Origin of the sequence: Deinococcus aerophilus (assembly GCF_014647075.1) — a bacterium.
GTDB lineage: Bacteria > Deinococcota > Deinococci > Deinococcales > Deinococcaceae > Deinococcus > Deinococcus aerophilus.
Genome location: NZ_BMOM01000011.1, coordinates 17,719 through 37,029, shown reverse-complemented (window position 1 = coordinate 37,029; position 19,311 = coordinate 17,719). Strand labels below are relative to the sequence as shown.

Genomic DNA, 19,311 nt, shown 5'->3' with positions numbered 1-19,311 from the left:
GTTCTGAAGCCCGAGAAGTGTAGCGCTTTCCGGTGGGTGGGGCGACTATGCTAATCCTTATGTCTGCTCCTACCCCCACCTTCCCGATGCACGTCAGCGTGGACGAAGCCAGAGCGATGCTGACCGCGCTGCTGCCCCCCTTGGACACCGAGTGGGTGGCACTTGCCGGGGCGTGGGGCCGGACCCTGGCGGCCGACCTCAGCGCCACCGTCAGCCACCCCAGCGCCACCGAGAGTGCCCTGGACGGCATCGCGGCGCGCGCGTCCGATACCCTGGGCGCGCGCGCCGAAGCCCCGGCCCGGCTGCGGGTGATCGGGGAGAGCCGCGCCGGGGTGCCCTTCGGCGGCGTGGTGGGGGCGGGCGAGTGCGTGCGCATCTACACGGGCGCGCCGCTGCCCCCCGGCGCAGACGCCATCTGCCCGGTGGAACTGCTGCGCGACGATGGACCGGACCATGTGTGGCTGGCACGTCCCGCCAGTCCCGGCGACGTGCGGCACGAGGGCGGCGATTTCCGTGCCGGCGACGTGGTGATGCGGGCCGGACTGCTCCTGACGGCCACCCGCGTGGCCCTGGCCGCCGCGCTGGGGCACGCCGAGGTGCCGGTGCGCCGCCGGCTGCGCGTGGCGCTGCTGTCCACCGGCGACGAGGTGATCATGCCGGGGCAGCCGCTGCAGCCGGGGCAGGTCTACGACAGCAACCGGGTGGGTCTGGGCGCCATGCTTGTGGAATGCGGCTGTGAGGTCGTGTCGCTGGGCCACGCTCCCGACAGCCCGCAGGCGCTGCAGGCCGCCATCCTGGGAGCGGGCGGAGCCGACGTGCTGCTCACCAGCGGCGGCGTGAGCATGGGCAAGTACGACTTCATGCGCGACCTGCTGATCGAACACGGCCGGGTGACCTTCTGGAAGGTGCGCATGCGGCCCGGCGGCCCGGCGATTCTGGGCGGCTGGAACGGCCTGCCGGTCTTCGGGCTGCCGGGCAATCCGGTCAGCAGTCTGGTGGTCTTTCACGTCATCGTGCGGCCCGCCCTGACCGGCCAGCCGGTGCAGAGCGTGAAGCTGCGCGCAGCCACCCCCTTCCGGGGCCTGAGCGACAAGACGGCCTTCTGGCGCGGCGTGATCCGGGACGGCGAGGTCCACGACTACGGTCAGCAGGGCAGCGGCATCCTGCGTTCGCTCAGTGATGCCAACGCGCTGATCATCGTGCCGGAGGGCCTGGGGGTCCAGGCCGGAGACCCGGTGGACGTGGTGTTGCTGTAACCACGGGGACACCGTGCCCCTGCTGTACGGGCGGGACGCTCCACTCAGTCCAGCCCCAGCATCCGCGTCAGGATGACGTGGTGGTCCTCGAAGAAGCGGCGTGGCCGGGCCACGGCGGTGCCGAGGGAAACGGCCTGGCCCGGAACGCCAGCGGGAGGAGGCCCCAGAAACACGTATGCGGTGGTCGGGGCCACCAGGGCGCGGGCCGGGTGGTCGAAAACCGCGTCGGCCCCGGTGCGTGAACGTTCCCCGGGCGGCAGGACCTGTCCCGGCAGCTCCCACAATCCCCGCCCGATGGCACCGGTCCGGGTGTTCAGGCAGACCCGCCCGTCCTGCAGGAACAGATAGCGCTCCTCCTGCAGCCGGATCCCGGCGGGCAACCCGGCGCGGGCCTCCTCCACCGCCCGCCACTCGGCCTGCAGCCGGACACCGGCGGGGGTCTGAAGAAAGGCCTGCAGAAAGTCGGCCACCGGCGCGGGCAGGTGGGCGGGCAACGGTTGACCCGTGAACACAGCGCGGCGCAGATCGGTCGCGTGCAGCCCCGGCACCTCGGGAACCCGCAGCCGGGTCCAGCCGGGAAACCAGTCCAGATAGGCGCTGCTCGCATCCTTCTCAAACCCCAGAAGGGCGAGGCGAGCGGCCGGCCCGAACACCCCGGCGGCCCGGGCCCGGACTTCCCCCGCCCAGCGCGCCGCATCGAAACGGTCGGGCAGGGGGCGGAAGGTGACGCGCCGGGAGCCGAACCCCTGGTCCCGCAACGCCGCACGGAACATCGCGGCACGTTCGGAAGCACGAAACGGATTGCGGACGCTGCGGGCGAGGTTGGCGCTGCCAAGCAGCACGAGCACGCGCGGCGCGTGTTCGAGGGCCTGTACCACGCTGCCCACGTGCGCGGCGTGTGGCGGCTGGAAGCGGCCCACGAACACCGCGCCGTCGGGGGCCGTCACTTCAGTTCGGCGCGCAGCTCGGTGGTAAGCGCGTCGCGCAGCGCAGAAACGTCCGCCCCCAGACTGACGCGGTAGACGTGCGGATTGAGCAGGCGGCGCGTCTCGGCCGGCAGCCGGGCCAGTTCCCGGCGGGCCCGCGCCTGGATGTCGGGCAGGGAGACGGTGGGCTGGGTGCGCTGGCCGCCCTGCATCACCGTCTGCCGGGCGTCCGTCCAGGTCAGGCCCTGCGGCAGATGGGCGGCGCGCAATGGGTTCGTGGGGTCGCTGACGGTCTGGCCCGCACGCGGTTCATCCCCCAGCGTCAGCACGTCCCAGGCCCACTCGCCCTCCTCACCCCCGGCCCGCCAGACCCGCTTGACCCCCGGCAGGCTGGCCTTGGCCGGATCGCCCGTCAGCTTCAGGCGCGGCCGACCGTCCAGTTCGGCGAGCTTGTACACGCCGCCCAGCGCTCCACCCCCCGGCCCTCCGGCGGTGGCAAGCTGGGTGCCCACGCCGTACACATCCACCCGCCCGCCCTCGGCAATCACCCCCGCGATCACCGATTCGGACAGGTCGTTGCTCGCCACGATCCTGACGTCCGGAAACCCGGCCTCATCCAGCGTGGCCCGGATGGTGCGCGAGAGGTAGGCGAGGTCGCCGCTGTCCAGGCGCACGCCGCGCAGTTCGTGGCCTGCTGCCCGCAACTCGCGCGCCACCGTGAGGGCGTGGGGCAGGCCGCTGCGCAGGGTATCCACGGTATCCAGCAGCAGGGTGGTGCTGTCCGGATACACCCGCGCGTAGGCCCGGAAGGCGCTGAGTTCATCGGGAAAGCTCTCGATCCAGGCGTGGGCATGGGTTCCGGTGACCGGCAGGCCGTATCTGCGCCCTGCTTCCACGTTGCTGCTGCCCGCGGCGCCGCCCACGAAGGCCGCCCGCGCCGCGCTGAGGGCACCGTCCGGTCCCTGGGCGCGGCGCGCACCAAACTCGACCACCTCTCCCCCATATGGACTGGTGCCCGCCGCCAGCACGCAACGGGCCGCCTTGGTCGCCACCAGGGTCTGAAAGTTGAGGGTGTTGAGCAACATCGTCTCGATCAGCTGGGCCTCCCACAGCGGCGCCGTGACGGTGAGCAGCGGCTCGTGCGCGAACACCACGCGGCCCTCGGCAAAGGCCTCGATGCGCCCGGAAAAGCGCCATCCGCGCAGCGCCGCCAGAAAGTCGGGCCGGAACAGTTTCAGGCTGTCCAGATACGCGAGGTCCGGTTCCGTGAAGCGGAGGGTTCCGAGCGTATCCAGCATCTCCTCCAGTCCGGCCCACACCGCGTAGCCTCCCCGGTAGGGCAGGCGGCGGAAGAACAGGTCGAACACCGCCGTTTGCTCGTGTAAACCGCTGAGGAAATAGCCCTGCATCATGGTGAGCTGGTACAGGTCGGTCAGCAGCGCTGACGGCTGTGGGGGGACCGAAGTCATGCCAGCGCCTCGGGCAGCCGCTGGCCGCGCGTCTCGATGCCGATGGCCCAGGCGCAGGCGGCGGCCACCGCGAAGAGGGCCGCGAACAGACCCAGCGCCACGCCGAGATTGCCGGTGAGCAGCAGCGCCCCCACGCCCGGCGACAGCACGCTCGCCACCCGCGCCATGGCGCTGACCAGTCCCATCCCGGTGGTCCGCAGCGGCGTGGGAAACAGTTCGGGCGTGTAGGCGTACAGCGCTCCCCACGCCCCCAGCAGGGCGGCCGAGAGTACGGCCAGCGACAGCAGCACGGCGAGCGGCGTGGAGGCGAACAGGAAGACGAAGGCACTCAGGGCGCCCACCGACAGAAAGCCGGTCAAGGTGGCGCGGCGGCCTGCACGTTCCACCAGCCACGCCGCGAGCAGGTACCCCGGCACCTGTGCGAGTGCGAGCAGCAACGTGGTGCGGTAGACCTCTCCCAGTTCCAGCCCCCCGGCACGCAGGAAACTGGGCAGCCAGGAAAAGATTCCGTAATACCCCAGGCTCAGGCCAAACCAGACTGCGGCGAGCAAAGCCGTGCGCCGACGCAACGTGCCCGAAAACAGGGCGGCCGGTGTCACGCGTTCCGGGCGTGCGGGGACCAGCAGCGGCGCGTCGGACAGGGTCACGCCGTTGACGCGGGCCACCCGCTCCAGTGCCCGCCGGGCCCCCGCCGTGTCTCCACGGGCCAGCAAGGAGCGCGGTGAATCCGGCACACCCAGCCGCGCGAGCAGGCCCACCAGTCCGGGCAAGGCGGCCAGACCCAGCAGCCAGCGCCAGCCCTCGGCGGGGGGCAGCGCCGTGCTCAGCGCCCACGCCAGCCCCGCCACCAGCACGGTCCCCAGCGCCCAGAAGCTTTCCAGATACACCAGGAAACGTCCGCGCCACGCCGTGGGAATGAATTCCGCCATCATCGCGTAGTCCACCGGAAGGGTGCCGCCGATGGCGAAGCCGGTCAGGAAGCGCAGCGCAACCAGCACGGCCACCGTGGGCGCGAAGGCCCCGAGTACCCCGAACAGCACCCCCAGCGCCACGGTGGTCAGGAAGACCGTGCGCCGGCCCACCCGGTCGGCCAGCCAGCCCCAGAACACCGCGCCCAGCAGCATCCCCGCAAAGGTGGCACTCAGCAGGCCGGTGGCCTGGACCGAGCCGCGCTCCAGCCCAAACGCCGCGCTGATGCCGGGCAGCGCGAAGCCCACCAGCAGCACCTCCATGGCGTCCGAGGCCCAGGTGAGGCCACAGATCGCCAGCAGGCGCCACTGAAAGCGGCCCAGCCCCAGGGTGTCAATGGCGCCGTCAACAGACTGGCCCGGTGAAACGGAAGAAGTCACCGCGAAAGTTTACGGGCTGACGGGACACGACCCACCGCGCCGACCTGTCTCAGACGGGGGTCGGCTGCTCCTGGCCGGCCCATCGGCCGCACCCAGATGACGGAAGACCCAAGTCTGCTGCGCTGGTCCCTTCCCCCGTTCCTCCTCAATACTCCTGCCATGACCCCGCCTGTCTTCCCCACCCCGCCCCAGAACGACTCCCCGCTGCGCAGCCACATTCGCCGGGAACTGCAGGTACAGCCTGAGATTGACCCTGCCGGGGAAGTCGAGCGGCGCGTCTCCTTTCTGACCGATTACCTGCAAAGCACCCCCGCCCGAGGGTTTGTGCTGGGCATCAGCGGGGGTCAGGACAGCACGCTGGCCGGGCGGCTGTGCCAGCTTGCCGCCGAGCGGCTGCGTGCCGGGGGACGGGAGGCCACGTTCACAGCCGTGCGCCTGCCCTACGGCACCCAGGCCGACGAGGCCGACGCCCAGCTTGCCCTGGACTTTATCCGCCCCGACCGCCGACTCACGGTGAACATCAAGGCGGCGGCGGATGCCAGCGCCGAGGCCGCCCGCGTCGCCACCGGAGAAGCGCTGCGCGACTTCGTGCGCGGCAATGTCAAGGCCCGCGAACGCATGGTGGCGCAATACGCGCTGGCCGGGCAGGACCATCTGCTCGTCGTGGGCACCGACCACGCCGCCGAGGCCATCACCGGCTTCTTTACCAAATACGGCGACGGCGGCGCGGACGTGACCCCCCTGACCGGCCTGAGCAAACGCCAGGGCGCACAGCTGTTGCAGCACCTGGGTGCCCCGGAGAGGACCTGGCGCAAGGTGCCCACCGCCGACCTGGAAGACGGCCGCCCCGGACTGCCCGACGAGGCGGCCCTGGGGCTGACCTATGCCCAGATCGACGACTATCTGGAGGGCCGCGAGGTGGAGGGAGAGGTGGCCCGCCGCCTGGAACACCTGTACCTGACTACCCGCCACAAGCGGGCAGTACCGGTCACTCCGTTTGACGGATGGTGGCGGGAGTAAGCGGCAGACCCTCCAGGGACCGCGAATCTGCTCACGCGCCGCCAGAATTGGCTCTACCGTCGGGGGGTGAAGCCCCTCTTCCTGCCCGTGCTCAGCGTTGCCCTGATGCTCGCCGCCTGTGGCGGTGGCGGCTCACCACCCGCCCCCACCCCGCCGCCCACCAGGAGCCTGTATCAGGGCGTGTGGGGGTGGGGGATTGCCAACCCAGTCACAGGCGAGATGATCGATAGCGGAGGAGTCGTTTTCACGGAAGAGGTCACCAGTCAGGGGCACACGGCCGCGGCTGGCCTGTATCTGAACCAGACGGCGATCAACAATCAGGCCAACGGACGCTCTGGCGTGGCTGTTCTGGGGCCAATCTCGGCAGCGAACAAGCTGGAAACGGTCTTCTCTCTCACCACCACGAATGACAACCGGCTGTATTTCATCGGTGCCGACAGTAACAACCGCCTGGAGTTGTACGAGGGCAAACCTTCCTTCGATGGCCCCGGCGCTCTGGTGACGGCCAGCAATCAGCCGGGGCAAGACATCCTTGTGGTTCTTGTCCAGGTCAGCGAGACCGTGCCCAGCAACGCGAAGGACTTGGGCAGCCTGAAAGAAAGTGGGAAAACCCTGGCCGTACAGGCGCTGGGTGCCCGCACACAGACTCGCGTTGCGGTGGAGCCACAAGGCCATTCAAACCTGCTGAGGGCCGCCGAGAAGAGCCTGTCGTCCAGCCGGTAGTTCAGCACCATCCGCCTCTACATCCCAGGAGGGGGAAGCCAGACTCCCCTCCTGAACGCGGCCTCCTCACGGCTGGTACCCGAACACCCGCTCGATCAGCTGACCCAGCACCAGCGCGATCCGGAAGGCCAGCCCCAGCGGGATCAGCACCGCCTGCGCGATGATCACGGGCAGCAGCCACAGGTGCGGTGTCAGTTGGCTCTCCACCGTTGCGGCCGGCCCGCCGGAAGCCAGTCAGCGCCACGCGACCACAAAGAATGGCATGTACAGCAGCACGGTGAAGATTGATCCACGCCACTTTCTCGCGGAAAGAGCTCCGCGCAGTCTCGTCCTCCCCGTGTGTTGTCATATTCAGACTGGACGCTTTACCAGATCTCATGTCAGAAATACAGGACATGACTGGGCCAGAAAAAGCGGCCCGAAGGCCGCCTCGCGAAAAAGAAAGAGGGAATCAGTCTGCGGCCTGCGCTCCTTCCTGTGCCGGATACACTTCCAGCACGCCCGCAGCTCCCATGCCGCCGCCGATACACATGGTGATCAGGGCCTTGCCGCCGCCGCGCCGGCCGAGTTCGTAGATGGCGGTGGTCGCCAGCTTCGCGCCGCTGCAACCCAGCGGGTGGCCCAGCGCAATCGCGCCGCCGTTAACGTTGGTGATCTCCTCGTTCAGGCCCAGCGTGCGGATCACCGCGAGGCTCTGGGCGGCGAAGGCCTCGTTCAGCTCAATCAGGTCAATGTCGTCCAGGGTCAGGCCCACCTGTGCCAGCACCTTGGGAATTGCCTTGACCGGCCCGATGCCCATCAGCTCGGGGTCCACCCCGGCCACCGCGAAGCCCAGGAATTTGGCCAGGGGTTTCAGGCCCAGTTCCTGCGCCTTTTCGCCGCTCATGATCAGCACGGCAGCGGCGCCGTCGGAGAAGGGACTGCTGTTGGCTGCGCTGACGCTGCCGGTGGCCTTGAAGGCGGGGCGCACCTTGGCCATGTCGGCCAGGTTGGCGTCGCGGCGGATCAGCTCGTCTTTTTCAAACTGGATGGTCTCGGTCTTGAGCTTGGTGCCCTTCACCGTGTCGCGCTCCACCGGCACCGGCACGATCTCGGCGTCGAAGCGTCCGGCATCCTGGGCGGCGGCGGCGCGCTGGTGGCTGCGCAGGGCAAAGGCGTCCTGATCGGCGCGGCTCACGCCGTACTGATCGGCCACGTTCTCGGCAGTCATGCCCATGCCGATGTACGCGCCGGGGCGGTCATCCACCAGATCCGGGTTGGGGCTGGGGTTGTGGCCGCTCATAGGCAGCATGCTCATGCTCTCCACGCCGCCGGCCAGCATGATCTCGGCCTGCCCGGTCTGGATGGCCGCCGCCGCCATGGCGATGGTCTGCAGGCCGCTGGAGCAAAAGCGGTTGACGGTCACGCCGCCCACGCTGTCGGGCATGCCGGCGCGCAGCGCGGCGAGGCGGGCCACGTTCAGGCCCTGCTCGGCTTCAGGGATGGCGCAGCCCAGGTACACGTCTTCCACCAGGGCGGCGTCAATGCCGGCCCGCTTGACGGCCTCGTTCATGACCAGGGCGGCCAGATCGTCGGGGCGGGTGTTGGCGAGGGTGCCTTTGATGCCGCGTCCCACGGGGGTACGAACAGCGGATACGATGACGGCGTCACGCATTTGAGTCTCCTTGAAGAGAAAGGGGGGAATTGAGGGAAGGTGAGGGCAGGCCGGGCAGGACCCGGCGCACGAACGCTTCCAATTGTGCGTCGTACTTCTCGGGATCAATGTTCCAGCAGCGGATGTGTTTGGCTCCCTCCACGCGGTGGTATTCCACCAGATCGGGGCGGGCGGCGGCCAGAGCGTCGGACTGTCGGATGGGAATGGTGGCGTCACGGGTACCGTGCCACAGCACGATGGGCAGATTGAAACTGGAGGCGGCGGCCAGTTGGTCCACCACATCGAAATCCTGCCCGCTGCGCCGGGTCACGAGGTACTGCACGAAGTTGCCGATGTGCCGCGCCATGAAGCCGGGAATGCCGTAGCGCTGCCCGTTGCTGCGGATGGTGTCGCGCCAGTCCAGCGCGGGGCAGTCCAGCGCCACGCCCGCCACCGGAATCGGGTACGGCTGGTGGCGGGGCCGCAGCGCGCTCAGGGCAATGTTGCCGCCCATGCTGAAGCCGTAGAGCACGGCCCGCCGGTATCCGGCGTCCCGGGCCCAGTGCAGCGCGGCGATCACGTCCTCGGCCTCCTGATCGCCCAGAGACAGGTAGCCCTTACCCACCCGAGGTGCCCCGTGCGCGTTGCGGAAGGTGACGAACAGCGCCGCGACTCCCGAGCGCCGCAGCGCGGGCAGCATCCGCAGTGCCTGGGGCCGCTGCCCGCCGTGGCCGTGGATGACGATGGCGATGGCGTCCTTCTCGCCGGACACGGCGGGAATGTGCCACGCGGGCATCTGACCCACCTCGGTGCGGATTAGGGTGGAGTCATAGGAAATGCCCACCTGCTGCGGCGTGCCGTTATAGACGAAGGTGGACACCCACGCCAGCGCACCGTTCGGCAGCACGCCCCGTTCCTCCAGAATCTCGCGCCGGACCAGGGTGCCCACCAGACGGGGCGGACCCAGCAGGGCGTGACCCTGGTTGGGCAGCAGCGGCACGATGCCCACCACTCCCCGCGAGAGCGTTTCCGACGACGCGGGCAGGTACACCGAATTGCCGCGCCGCCCCACCGGAACGAACTCGCCCTTGACCCGGCGCGTCTTGGACCGCAGGGTGATCTCCGCGCCCAGGAACGCCCCGGACAGGACCGCCACCGCGTACGAAAAGGCGGCCCAGCCCAGCGCACGGCGGCGGTTGATCTGACGGATTCGGGCGAGGATCGACACGGAAATATTCTCCTGCAGGTGAAAGGCGGCGGACGGTGGCCCCGGCACCCGGTCGGGGACCGGGGCGGGCGGGACTCAGTTGCGCAGCGGTTTGCCGGTCTTGAGCATGTGCTCGATGCGCTGCTGCGTGCCCTTCTTGCCCAGCAGGGTCAGGAAGGCCTCGCGCTCCAGATCCAGCAGGTGCCCCTCGCTCACCTTCGCGGTGCGGTTGTTGCCCGTTCCGCCCGACAGCACCCGGCCCAGTTCCTTGCTGACCACCAGGTCGTAGTCGGTGATGTAACCGCCCTGGTGCATGCCGTACAGCGCGCTCTTGAGGGCCGCAATCGCCGCGTCGCCCATCACGGGAATGTCCTGGCGGGGCGTGGGCTGCACGTAGCCGGGAGCCAGGGCAAGCACCTGCCGCTTGGCTTCCTGAATGATGTGGTTTTTGTTCATGGCCACCGTGTCGGTATCGCGCAGGAAGCCCAGGGCGCGGGCCTCCAGGGCGCTGGTGGAGACCTTGGCAGTACCGATCAGCTCGAAGGCGCGTTGCACGGCCGGCAGCAGCGTCACGCCGATCTGCTGGTTGGGATGCAGCTGATCGGTGTAGCGCAGCAGCATTTCCTTGGTGCCGCCGCCGCCGGGAATCAGGCCCACACCAACCTCTACCAGACCCATGTACAGCTCGGCCGAGGCAACCACGTGGTCGGCGTGCAGGGTGAACTCCGCGCCGCCGCCCAGCGTCAGCCCGAAAGGAGCCGCCACGGTGGGGTGGGGAGAGAAGCGCAGCGAGGTCGTGACCTGCTGGAACTGCTTGATCATGTCATCGAGCTCGTCCCACTCGTCGGCCTGGGCCTGCGAGAGGATCAGCGGCAGGTTGGCCCCCGCGCTGAAGTTCTCGCCCTGGTTGCCCACGACGAGGCCGGCGTAACCCATGTCCTGAACCAGCTTGTGCGCGTCTTGCACGGTGCGCAGCTGATCCTCGCCCAGCGCGTTCATCTTGGCGTGCCACTCGGCGAGCAGCACTCCGTCACCCAGGTCCACCACGCTGGCCCCGGCGCGCTTCTTGACCACCTTCGTGGCGTCCTTCTTGAGGTCGGTCAGGATGAAGTACGGCGCTTCGTAGGCGGTGGGCTGGCCTTCCGGCGTCACGGTCTCGTCGCCGTCATAGAACTTCTCGCGTCCGCTGTCCTTCATGGCCTGCAGCAGCGGGGGCAGCGTGCGGCCCTCGGCCTCCAGGTTGGAGATCACCGTCTGCACGCCCAGGGTGTCCATGGTCTCGAACGGTCCCTGCTCCCAGCCAAAGCCCCACTTCAGCGCGTTGTCGATGTCCTGCAGGCGGTCCGATACGTTGCCGGCCATCTTGGCGGCGTACCAGAAGCCGTCGTTCATGACGCCGCGCAGGAACTCGCCCTCCGGACCTTCGGCGGTATACAGGGCCGTCACGCGCTCGGCCAGGGGCCGGCCCTTGACGGCCTCCACGGCGGCCACCTTGACCTTGCCCTGGTCCTCGTACTCCATGTTTTCGAGGTTCAGGTTCAGAATCCTGGTCTTGCCCTTCTCGTCCTTGGTCTTCTTGTAAAAGCCGCTGCCGGTCTTGTCGCCCAGCCACTTCTTATCCTCGACCAGCGTGCGGAAGCCCTCGGTCAGGCTGAAATCCTCGTCGTCCGGCGTGGCTTTGCCCAGGTCGTTGGCGACGTGGTAGATGATGTCCAGACCCGAGAGGTCGGCGGTGCGGAAGGTGGCGCTGCTCGCGCGGCCCAGCACCGGCCCGGTCAACTGGTCCACCTGCGCGGGGGTCAGCCCGGCCCGCTGCATATGCTGCATGGCGCGGATGATGCCGTACACGCCGATGCGGTTGGCGACGAAGCCCGGCACGTCGTTGGCAATGACCACACCCTTGCCCAGCGTGGTCTCGGCAAACTCGCTGAAGGTGGCCACCACTGCCGCGTCGGTCCGCGGCGTGGGAATCACTTCCAGCAGATGCAGGTAGCGCGGCGGGTTGAAAAAGTGCGCTCCCACGAAGCGGCGCTGGAAGTCCTCCGAGCGCCCCTCAATCTGCAGGTGCATCGGAATGCCCGACGAGTTGCTGGAAATGATGGCCGTCTTCTTGGCCACCTTTTCCACGCGCTCCCACAGATCGCGCTTGGCGTCCAGCTTCTCGATGATGGCTTCCAGAATCCAGTCGGCGTCCTTGAGCTTTCTCAGGTCGTCTTCCAGATTGCCGGGCGTGATCAACGCGGCGCGCGAGCGGTCCATGAAGGCGGCCGGGCGGGCTTTCAGCGCCCGCTGGATGCCCTGCTTGGCCAGAAAATTGCGGTCCGGATTGTCCGGCAGCACAATGTCGAGGAGCATCACGGGAATGCCCGCGTTGGCGAGTTGCGCGGCGATGGCGGCGCCCATCACGCCCGCGCCGATCACGGCAGCTTTCTGAATCTTCATATGGCCTCCAGCTTGAGGATGGTGTCGAAGAACGGCCCGCCGGCACAGGTCTGACCCAACGGATCGAACAAATTGAACTCGGTCTAAAGTTTAGAGGCCGGACAGGGCATTTGTCCACCCGAGTTCCTGTCGAAATCCTTCACCCGGCCCCTGCCCGGGCGTTCAAGGACCCCGGGAGCCGGCTGTGGTTCCACCATAGTCCTCCCAGGCCAGTCCATGAGGTGTATCTGCCCCAGCCCATTGCCTGCGGCGGCAGGAGGCAAGGCTGGAACACGAAAGGCACACCCCTGCCGCCCGATCCTGAACCTGATCAGAAACACAACGGTACAGAGCTAGAATACGGCACCCCCGAGACCCGGCCATTCGTGCGGCACGTCCTGGCCAGTGTGTCCTGGGGGTGCACTGGACCTGGGCCGTCAGCAGCGGGAACGTGGGACGGGGCAAATTCTGCGGCGTGGGTTCGTGTCCGCAACACGGGGAACGGCGCATCCACGCCCGCCGGCTCAGATGAACTGTTTAACAAAGAACACCGCCACCAGCCCTGCCAGCGCGAGCAGTGCGGCCACACTCAGCCGGCGGTCCTGCTTCCAGCCTGCAGCCGCCACCCATACCGCCGCGAGCACCGGGACCGCCCCGATCCAGGCCACACCCACGGCCGCCAGGTCGGGAAACAACACGCCCACGGCCAGCAAGACCACGCCCACCCAGAAGCCCGCCGGGTACAGCCACGCGGGCAGGCCGGCCACCTCGGTCTTGTGGCCCGTCATCCGTTCCCCCAGTACTTCCACAGCAGTTGCAGGGCCGTGAAAATCAGCAGCAGGCTGAAGACCAGCTTGAGGCGGTTGGCGGGAATGCGGCTTTGCAGCCCGGCCCCGGCCCGCGCCCCGATCAGCACGCCCAGCGCCACACCTGCAGCCAGGCGCAGGTCCAGCAGCCCGCCCGCTTGGTACACCAGCGCGTTGCCCACGGCGGTCAGGCCCATGATGAAGGTGCTGGTGGCGATCGCCTCACGGATGGGCACGCCGGCCATCAGGTTCAGCACCGGCACCTGCACCGTTCCCCCACCGATGCCCAACAGGCCGCTCATGACCCCCGCAAAGGTCATGGCCGGTGGCACCAGACGGCTGGGTTCGCGCTCGACCTCCACCCGTTTCAGGCCGCGCAGCAGGTTGTAAGCGGAGTACAGCAGCAGCAGAGCGAACACGGTTGCCACCGCGCGCGCCGGAAGCACCAGCCCCAGAAAGCTGCCCACCGCCCCCCCCAGGATGGTGTACGGCGAGAGCAGATACCCGGTACGGGCGCGCACCAGTCCGCGCTGCAGATACGCCGCCGCCCCGCTAAGTCCCACGGCGAGCACGCCAATCTGGCTGATCGCCACCGCCTGCTGAATGGTGATGGCCTGCCCGAAACGCGGCAGGACGAATTCCAGGGCGGGCACCACCACCACGCCGCCCCCCAGACCCAGAATGGCCCCCAATACCCCGGCCAGCAAACCCACTCCGATCACGGCCAGTGTCAACGCAGAAATCACGGTTGCCTCACGGTCCGGAGGGTAACACGCCACATGCCGTCTCAGCGCCTGCTTTTGGAATCAGATTAAGGCTTAGCCCTGGGTCAACCGGTCTACCAGGCTGAAGGGACCGGTCCGCACCTCGTCGGCGGCCGGCGCATGTCCCTGGCGCAACAATTCCTCAAAGGCAGCCAGATCGGCGTCGTACCCCATACCGCTGGCCGCGACCGCCACACCATCCTCGAAAGCGAACTCGATGAACTTGAGGGCCCCGGGGTCGCCCCACAGGTGGGTGTCGTCCAGGCGGTCGGCGTGCCCCACGTAGCGCAGGCTCTTGCCGTATTGCTGCGTCCAGAAGAACGGCACGCGCCCGCTCATGGGCTCCAGAACAGGGGATTCCAGAATGCTCTGGGCTGCGGACATGCCCTGCTGCAAAGCCACACGCCAGTGCTCCATACGCAGCGTTCCGAGGACGGTGGGGGCCAGGGCAAAGTCTCCCACGGCGTATACCCCCGGAGCCGCCCGCAGTTCGGCGTCCACCGGCACCGCTCCATGGTCATCCGCCAGCGCGCTCAGCAGCCCGGAATTCGGCCCTACCCCGATGCCCAGCAACACCAGATGGGCGTCCAGGCGCTCGCCGCTCTTCAGCCGGACCCCTTCCAGGTGCCCGCGCCCCTCCAGGGCCGTGACGCCGCTGTCCAGCTGAAAGCGCACGCCGTGGTCCTCGTGCAGGCTCCGCAGGGCGCGGCCTACCCGGGGGGTTACGGCGCGGCTCAGAATCTCGGCGTCCTGACCGACCACCGTGACCGAGGCGGCGTGTTCTACCAGGCTGGACGCCGCTTCCAGGCCGATAAAACTGGACCCGACGATCACCACGCGCTTGTGCTCGGCCGCTTCCCTCAGCTCCCACGCATCGCGAAAGGAGCGCAGCTGATGGGTGCCCTCCAGCTCGGCCCCCGGCACCTTCAGGGCGTGGGGGGTGGCGCCGGTCGCGACCACGGCCACATCGAAGGAGAGCGTTTCCCCACCGGCGAGCTGAATCTGGCGGGCATCACGGTCCAGGGAGGTCACGCGCGTTCCCTCCCGCAGGTCAATGTCATGGTCGCGGGCCCAGTTGGGGCCGCCCAGCGACAGTTTTTCGGCCGGCCTGTCTCCGCTCAGGTAGGCCTTGCTCAGCGCCGTGCGGTCATAGGGCGCACGGTGCTCGGCCGTGAGCATGGTGATGTGGCCCGCGTAACCGCCCGCCCGCAGGGTCTGGGCCGTCATGAATCCGGCCGCTCCGCCGCCCACGATGACGGTGTGGTGCCCGGAGAGACGGGGCGGTGGCGGCGGAACCTGAACGGTGTCGTTCGGGTCCACGCTCAGGCCCTCCGCACTGCGCCGCACGCGGTACTGCTTCAGGCCCTGCAGGGCCGGCGGCTCCAGCAAGGATCCGTCCGAGGCATCAAAGGCCGCGTGGTGCCACGGACACACGATGCGTGCGCCGCAACGCACGCCGCTTCCCAGGTCCGCTCCGGCGTGCGGGCACACGGCGTCAAAGGCATGGAAGACGTCACCGTCACGGGTCACAAGCACCTTGCGGTCGCCCGCCTCGAAGCGGTGCATGCCACCGTCCGGAACGTCGGATGGCTGAAACGTGAGGATGGACATGTGGACCTCCTGTCTGCGCATCCTCCCGGCTGGCGCTCAGTGGGGGGTGAGGAAAGCCTTCACCACTTCCGGCAGTTCCAGCGGCAACAGGTGGCCGCTGCCGCGAGTGGCCGTGGCCTGCGCTCCGGGCAGGCGTCCCAGCACTTCACGGCGGATGGTTCCGGGCGAGATGGCCGGATCATCCTCCGAGTACAACACGGCGATGGGCAGGTCGAGTCCTCCCAGCTCACCCGAGATGTCCTCGCGGCTGCCCACGTCCGTCCACGCGGTCCAGGCGTCATGGCAGGCACGCAGACCGTCCGCGATGAGCTGCGCGAAATCCTGTTCGGGCAAGGGCCGGTGGGTGATGTGGCGGTACTGGGCGCGCAGGGCTTCACGGTCCCCGTGGGCGGCGCGCAGCCGAGCGCGGCCCTGTGGCTCCATCGGCTCGGGCGTGGGGGGCGAGGGAGCAATGAGCAGAAGTTCCGAGACGAGCTCCGGGCATCGGGCAGCGAGCAGCAGGGCCACCTTGCCGCCCATCGAGTGGGCCGCCACGCGGTAGGGGCCACCCCCCGCCCCGCGCAGCCGTCCGGCGAGCGCCTGGGACAGCTCCCCCACCGTCTGCCCGGCCCGGCCCGATCCGGCCGCGCCCCCGAAGCCGGGAAGGTCCACGGCCAGCACGTCCGCCCCTCCGCACACCCGCCGCCACACCTCCTGCGAAGTCCCGAATCCGTGAACGAGTGCGAGGGGAGCCACCTCAGGCCCGCTCTGCAAACTCCCGATTCGGAGGCGGTCCCCGGAAGGCGTCCCGGCCCTCCACCCGTTCCAGGGTGACCGGGCGGCCCTCGCGCGCCGACTGGTAGATGGCGGCCATCAGCCGCTGGTCCTGCAGGCCCTCCTCGCCGGGGGTAAAGGGAACACGGTCACGCTCGATGCACGCCGAGAAATGGTCGATCTCCAGCGCAAACTGGTCGGCCTCGGGCAGGCGGTGTTCGGTGATGGTCTGCGGGGTACTCACCTTCAGCCGCAGGTTGGTGTAGTCGAAGGCGGGGTCCAGGGTCAGGCGGGCGTCTGCGCCGAACACGTCCAGCGTGCGGGCGTGCGCGGCCCCGTAGGAGCACGAGCAGTGGGCAATCACGCCGCTGGGGAAGGTCATCTGCCACGCCACGCTTTCCTCCACCTCCGCAAAACGGTCGTCGTTCGGCGTGCTGAAGGTCTGGGCATAGACCTCACTGGGCTCCTCTCCAAGCAGGAAGCGGATGGTGTTCAGGCAGTACAGCCCCACATCCAGCAGCGAGCCGCCGCCCGCCAGCCCGTCGCGCAGACGCCACTGGCCCTCGTCCGGCTCGACCTGCACATTCACCGAGTGAATCAGCTTGACTGCGCCCAGTTCACCGTTCTGGATCAGGTCGCGTGCCCGCCAGTGGTGCGGGGTGTACTGACAGCGGTAAGCGGTCATGAGTTTGACCCCGTGCTCGCGGCACACCTCCACCATCGCCTGGGCGTCCTCCGTGGTGGTTGCGAGCGGTTTCTCGCACATCACATGCTTGCCCATGCGGGCGGCGCGCTCGGTGTACTCGCGGTGCAGGCTGTTGGGCAACACAATGTACACGGCGTGGACGTCGGCGCGGTCGCGCAGGGCCTCAAAGTCGTCGTAGCCGTAGGCATCGTCCTCGCTCAGGCCATAGGCGCGGGCGGTCGCCACCGCCTTGTCACGGTCAACGCTTACCACCGCCGCAAGCCGGGAGCGCTGCCCCACCGCAAAGGCGGGCAGCAGTTCCTCGATGGTCAGCGTGCCGATGCCCAGCACGGCGTACCCGATCTGCTGGCTGCGGGCTTCGGGCAGGGGCTGAAGGTCCTGGCGGTCGTTCGGATTCTGTGGGGTCATGTGGGCTCCTGGAGGGTATGGGGGCGGACGTTGAGGGCGGGGAGTCTGACGGAGGGTCCTACGCCCGCACCTTCAAGTCCCCGGTCAGGGCGTCGGCGGTGCGCAGGCTCAGGGCCATCTGAGTCAGGGCGGGGTTGACGCTCAGGGAACTGGGAAAGGTCGAGTTGTCGCAGATCCACAGTCCGGTCAGATCGTGGGCGCGGCCAAACGGGTCCACAACGCTGGTCTGCGGGTCGTGGCCCATGCGGGCGGTGCCCAGGGTATGTGCGGCGCGCGGCAGCGCCCACACGTCACGCGCGCCGACGCGGCCCCACAGGTCGCGCATCAGCGCCTCGGCGTGGGCGGTCATCTTCTTCTCGTTCTCCCCGAAGGAGAAGTGAATGCGGGGCTTGGGCAGCCCGCGGGCGTCGGGTTCATCCGAAAGTTCCAGGAAGTTGTGTTCGTAGGGCAGACATTCGCCCAAGACGTTGATGCCTGCCACGTGGGTGTACCCACGCAGATGCTCGATGAGGTCCGGGCCCCAGGTCAGCGTGCCGCGCGCGTACTGCGTGGCGTAGGTCACCGGCATCACGCCCAGCGACTGCAGCAGGTAGCCGCCGACCAGACCGGGCAGGCGGTGGGTGTCCTCGCTGATCAGGCCACCGGGAATGCCCTTGTACGGGCGCAGGTCCTCCTCGACCTGACCCCACACCTGCACGCCCACGTGGGCCATGAAATTGCGCCCCACCTGACCGCTGCTGTTGGCGAGGCCGCCCAGCAGCAGCAGCCGGGGCGTTTCCACCGCGCCTGCCGCGAGCACCACCGTGCGCGCCCCGAGGTGGTGAAGTTGACCGTTCCACAGGAATTCCGCCCCGGTCATGCGCCCACCCTGCACCGTCAGGGCGGTGACCTGCGCGCCGTCCACGATCTGCGCGCCGTGGGCCTCGGCCAGCGCCAGGAAGGTCACGTCCATGCTCGCCTTTGCCCCGACCGAGCAGCCCGCCTGACAGAACCCCCGGTTGGTACACGTGTGCCGCGTGCCGTAGCCGGGCTGTTCCTGCGAGCGGCTCAGGGCCGCGTTGGCCGCAGGCGAGGTCCGCATGCCGATCTCGGCGCAGGCCCGTTGCATCAGCCGGGCGGCCCCGTTCAGCGGCAGCGGGGGATGGCGGTAGGCACGCCGGCGCTGGGGCCCCCAGGGATACTCGGCGGGGCCAGATACACCCAGAAAGTATTCCAGCTCGTCGTAGTACGGCTCCAGTTCGGAGAACTCCAGCGGCCAGTCCTCCCCCACCCCGAACTCGGTTCTCAACTTCAGGTCATCGGGCTGGGCGCGCGGCGTATAGGCGGTGTAGTGCAGCGTGCTGCCGCCCACCCCGCGCCCGCTGTTGTTGCGCCCGAAGGGCACCGGGTCCTGGCCCGCCGAGAGCCGCTCGTCCATCCAGAACAGCCCGGCCTGCGCCACCTCGTCGGTGGCAATTTCCTCGGGCGGGTGACGCACCCCGGCTTCCAGCGCGGCCACCTTCAGGCCCGCGGCCGCCAGCCGTGCCAGCAGCGGCGCGCCGCCCGCCCCGGTGCCGATGACCAGCACATCCAGGTCTTCCGGAAGGCGTTCAGCGCGGTCCATGGTGTTCCTCCCAGGGTTCGAGTTCGCCGGGGCCGACGTGGAGCCAGCCCTGGGCGTCGGCAAACCCGACGTAGCCGAAGCGGTACTGCGTCAGCGGGTGGGCCATGAACCCCTCGGTCAGCTCGGCGAGCAGGTCCTCAAAGGCGCGCGGATGGGCAGACTGGACGTCTTGCAGCGCAGCGTCCTGGGCCTCGGGGGCCAGCGTCTCAAAGGCCTGTGGCAGCGCGCGCAGGAGCCGGCGGTACGCCTCGCCGTCCGGCGGCGCGTCCGCGTAGCGCCAACCGTCGCCGCTCCCCGCGTGCAGGCGGTGGTCCACCATGCCCGCCAGATCGATCTCGGCCGGGTCGTGGGGCACGAGGCGGGTGGCCACGGCCCGCAAGCGGGCGAACCCGGTCTCGTCAAAGAACTCGCGTACAAAGCGGGCGTCCAGCCGCTCTTGCAGGGCGCGGCGGGTCGGGCCGGTGACCTGCGGGGAGTTCAGCAACTCGAGAATGGCCTCGCGTTCGGCCTGCGTCATGGCGCGGACGTCCGGCGAAGCAGGGAAGGAGAGGACATGTCCGGCAGTCTAGGGACCCCCCTCCGGCCCAACGGAAAGATTTCCCACGGGGAAACCTTAGGAAGGCTTGACCTTCTGTGCACCCAGAACAGCAGGGGCC

17 protein-coding genes are annotated in these 19,311 nt (G+C 68.8%); 3 read left to right on the top strand and 14 right to left on the bottom strand.

Going from position 1 to position 19,311, the window contains the following annotated elements; all coding sequences use genetic code 11:
• Nucleotides 1-59: 59 nt before the first annotated feature.
• Nucleotides 60-1,256: a molybdopterin molybdotransferase MoeA gene (locus IEY21_RS08485; RefSeq protein WP_188903357.1), complete on the top strand. Its 1,197-nt coding sequence runs from the start codon at nucleotides 60-62 to the stop codon at nucleotides 1,254-1,256.
• A 44-nt stretch (nucleotides 1,257-1,300) separates the two neighbouring features.
• On the opposite strand, the gene IEY21_RS08480 is transcribed toward IEY21_RS08485, so the two are convergent.
• The 3 genes from IEY21_RS08480 to IEY21_RS08470 are packed head-to-tail and all read right to left on the bottom strand — an operon-like array spanning nucleotide 1,301 to nucleotide 5,000.
• Nucleotides 1,301-2,203 carry an adenylyltransferase/cytidyltransferase family protein gene (locus tag IEY21_RS08480; RefSeq protein ID WP_188903355.1) on the bottom strand — a complete coding sequence of 301 codons (903 nt, stop codon included), beginning with the start codon at nucleotides 2,201-2,203 and terminating at the stop codon, nucleotides 1,301-1,303.
• A complete protein-coding gene (locus tag IEY21_RS08475; RefSeq protein ID WP_188903353.1) occupies nucleotides 2,200-3,651 on the bottom strand; it encodes a nicotinate phosphoribosyltransferase in 1,452 nt (483 codons plus the stop codon). The genes IEY21_RS08480 and IEY21_RS08475 overlap by 4 nt, the downstream gene beginning before the upstream one ends.
• Complete coding sequence (locus IEY21_RS08470; protein ID WP_229752982.1) at nucleotides 3,648-5,000, bottom strand: MFS transporter; 1,353 nt, start codon at nucleotides 4,998-5,000, stop codon at nucleotides 3,648-3,650. The genes IEY21_RS08475 and IEY21_RS08470 overlap by 4 nt, the downstream gene beginning before the upstream one ends.
• 159 nt (nucleotides 5,001-5,159) lie before the next feature.
• On the opposite strand from IEY21_RS08470, the gene nadE reads away from it, so the two are divergent.
• Entirely contained in the window at nucleotides 5,160-6,020 is an 861-nt protein-coding gene (gene nadE / locus IEY21_RS08465) for an NAD(+) synthase (RefSeq protein ID WP_188903351.1), read from the top strand.
• 66 nt (nucleotides 6,021-6,086) lie between these two features.
• Entirely contained in the window at nucleotides 6,087-6,743 is a 657-nt protein-coding gene (locus IEY21_RS08460; protein WP_188903349.1) for a hypothetical protein, read from the top strand.
• A gap of 66 nt (nucleotides 6,744-6,809) precedes the next feature.
• Here the strand turns inward: IEY21_RS08460 and IEY21_RS08455 are convergent, their stop codons facing one another.
• From IEY21_RS08455 to IEY21_RS08405, 11 genes are all read right to left on the bottom strand, one after another.
• Entirely contained in the window at nucleotides 6,810-6,950 is a 141-nt protein-coding gene (locus IEY21_RS08455; RefSeq protein WP_188903347.1) for a hypothetical protein, read from the bottom strand.
• Between the two features lie 244 nt (nucleotides 6,951-7,194).
• Nucleotides 7,195-8,397, bottom strand: a complete 1,203-nt coding sequence (locus IEY21_RS08450; RefSeq protein WP_188903345.1) for a thiolase family protein — start codon at nucleotides 8,395-8,397, stop codon at nucleotides 7,195-7,197.
• Nucleotides 8,390-9,604, bottom strand: coding sequence for an alpha/beta hydrolase family protein (locus IEY21_RS08445; protein WP_229752981.1), 1,215 nt, complete (start codon nucleotides 9,602-9,604; stop codon nucleotides 8,390-8,392). The genes IEY21_RS08450 and IEY21_RS08445 overlap by 8 nt, the downstream gene beginning before the upstream one ends.
• A gap of 75 nt (nucleotides 9,605-9,679) precedes the next feature.
• A complete protein-coding gene (locus tag IEY21_RS08440) occupies nucleotides 9,680-12,025 on the bottom strand; it encodes a 3-hydroxyacyl-CoA dehydrogenase/enoyl-CoA hydratase family protein (RefSeq protein ID WP_188903344.1) in 2,346 nt (781 codons plus the stop codon).
• 503 nt (nucleotides 12,026-12,528) lie between these two features.
• Nucleotides 12,529-12,792, bottom strand: coding sequence for a hypothetical protein (locus IEY21_RS08435; RefSeq protein ID WP_188903342.1), 264 nt, complete (start codon nucleotides 12,790-12,792; stop codon nucleotides 12,529-12,531).
• Entirely contained in the window at nucleotides 12,789-13,556 is a 768-nt protein-coding gene (locus IEY21_RS08430) for a sulfite exporter TauE/SafE family protein (protein ID WP_188903340.1), read from the bottom strand. The genes IEY21_RS08435 and IEY21_RS08430 overlap by 4 nt, the downstream gene beginning before the upstream one ends.
• 72 nt (nucleotides 13,557-13,628) lie before the next feature.
• The gene (locus tag IEY21_RS08425; RefSeq protein WP_188903338.1) at nucleotides 13,629-15,185 is read right to left on the bottom strand and encodes an FAD-dependent oxidoreductase; all 1,557 of its coding nucleotides are present in this window, start codon (nucleotides 15,183-15,185) and stop codon (nucleotides 13,629-13,631) included.
• Between the two features lie 36 nt (nucleotides 15,186-15,221).
• The gene (locus IEY21_RS08420; protein ID WP_188903336.1) at nucleotides 15,222-15,920 is read right to left on the bottom strand and encodes an alpha/beta fold hydrolase; all 699 of its coding nucleotides are present in this window, start codon (nucleotides 15,918-15,920) and stop codon (nucleotides 15,222-15,224) included.
• Between the two features lies 1 nt (nucleotide 15,921).
• The gene (locus tag IEY21_RS08415) at nucleotides 15,922-17,052 is read right to left on the bottom strand and encodes a Gfo/Idh/MocA family protein (protein ID WP_188903334.1); all 1,131 of its coding nucleotides are present in this window, start codon (nucleotides 17,050-17,052) and stop codon (nucleotides 15,922-15,924) included.
• A 58-nt stretch (nucleotides 17,053-17,110) separates the two neighbouring features.
• The gene (locus IEY21_RS08410) at nucleotides 17,111-18,655 is read right to left on the bottom strand and encodes a GMC family oxidoreductase (protein WP_188903332.1); all 1,545 of its coding nucleotides are present in this window, start codon (nucleotides 18,653-18,655) and stop codon (nucleotides 17,111-17,113) included.
• Nucleotides 18,642-19,172, bottom strand: a complete 531-nt coding sequence (locus IEY21_RS08405) for a gluconate 2-dehydrogenase subunit 3 family protein (RefSeq protein WP_188903329.1) — start codon at nucleotides 19,170-19,172, stop codon at nucleotides 18,642-18,644. The genes IEY21_RS08410 and IEY21_RS08405 overlap by 14 nt, the downstream gene beginning before the upstream one ends.
• Nucleotides 19,173-19,311 lie beyond the last annotated feature (139 nt).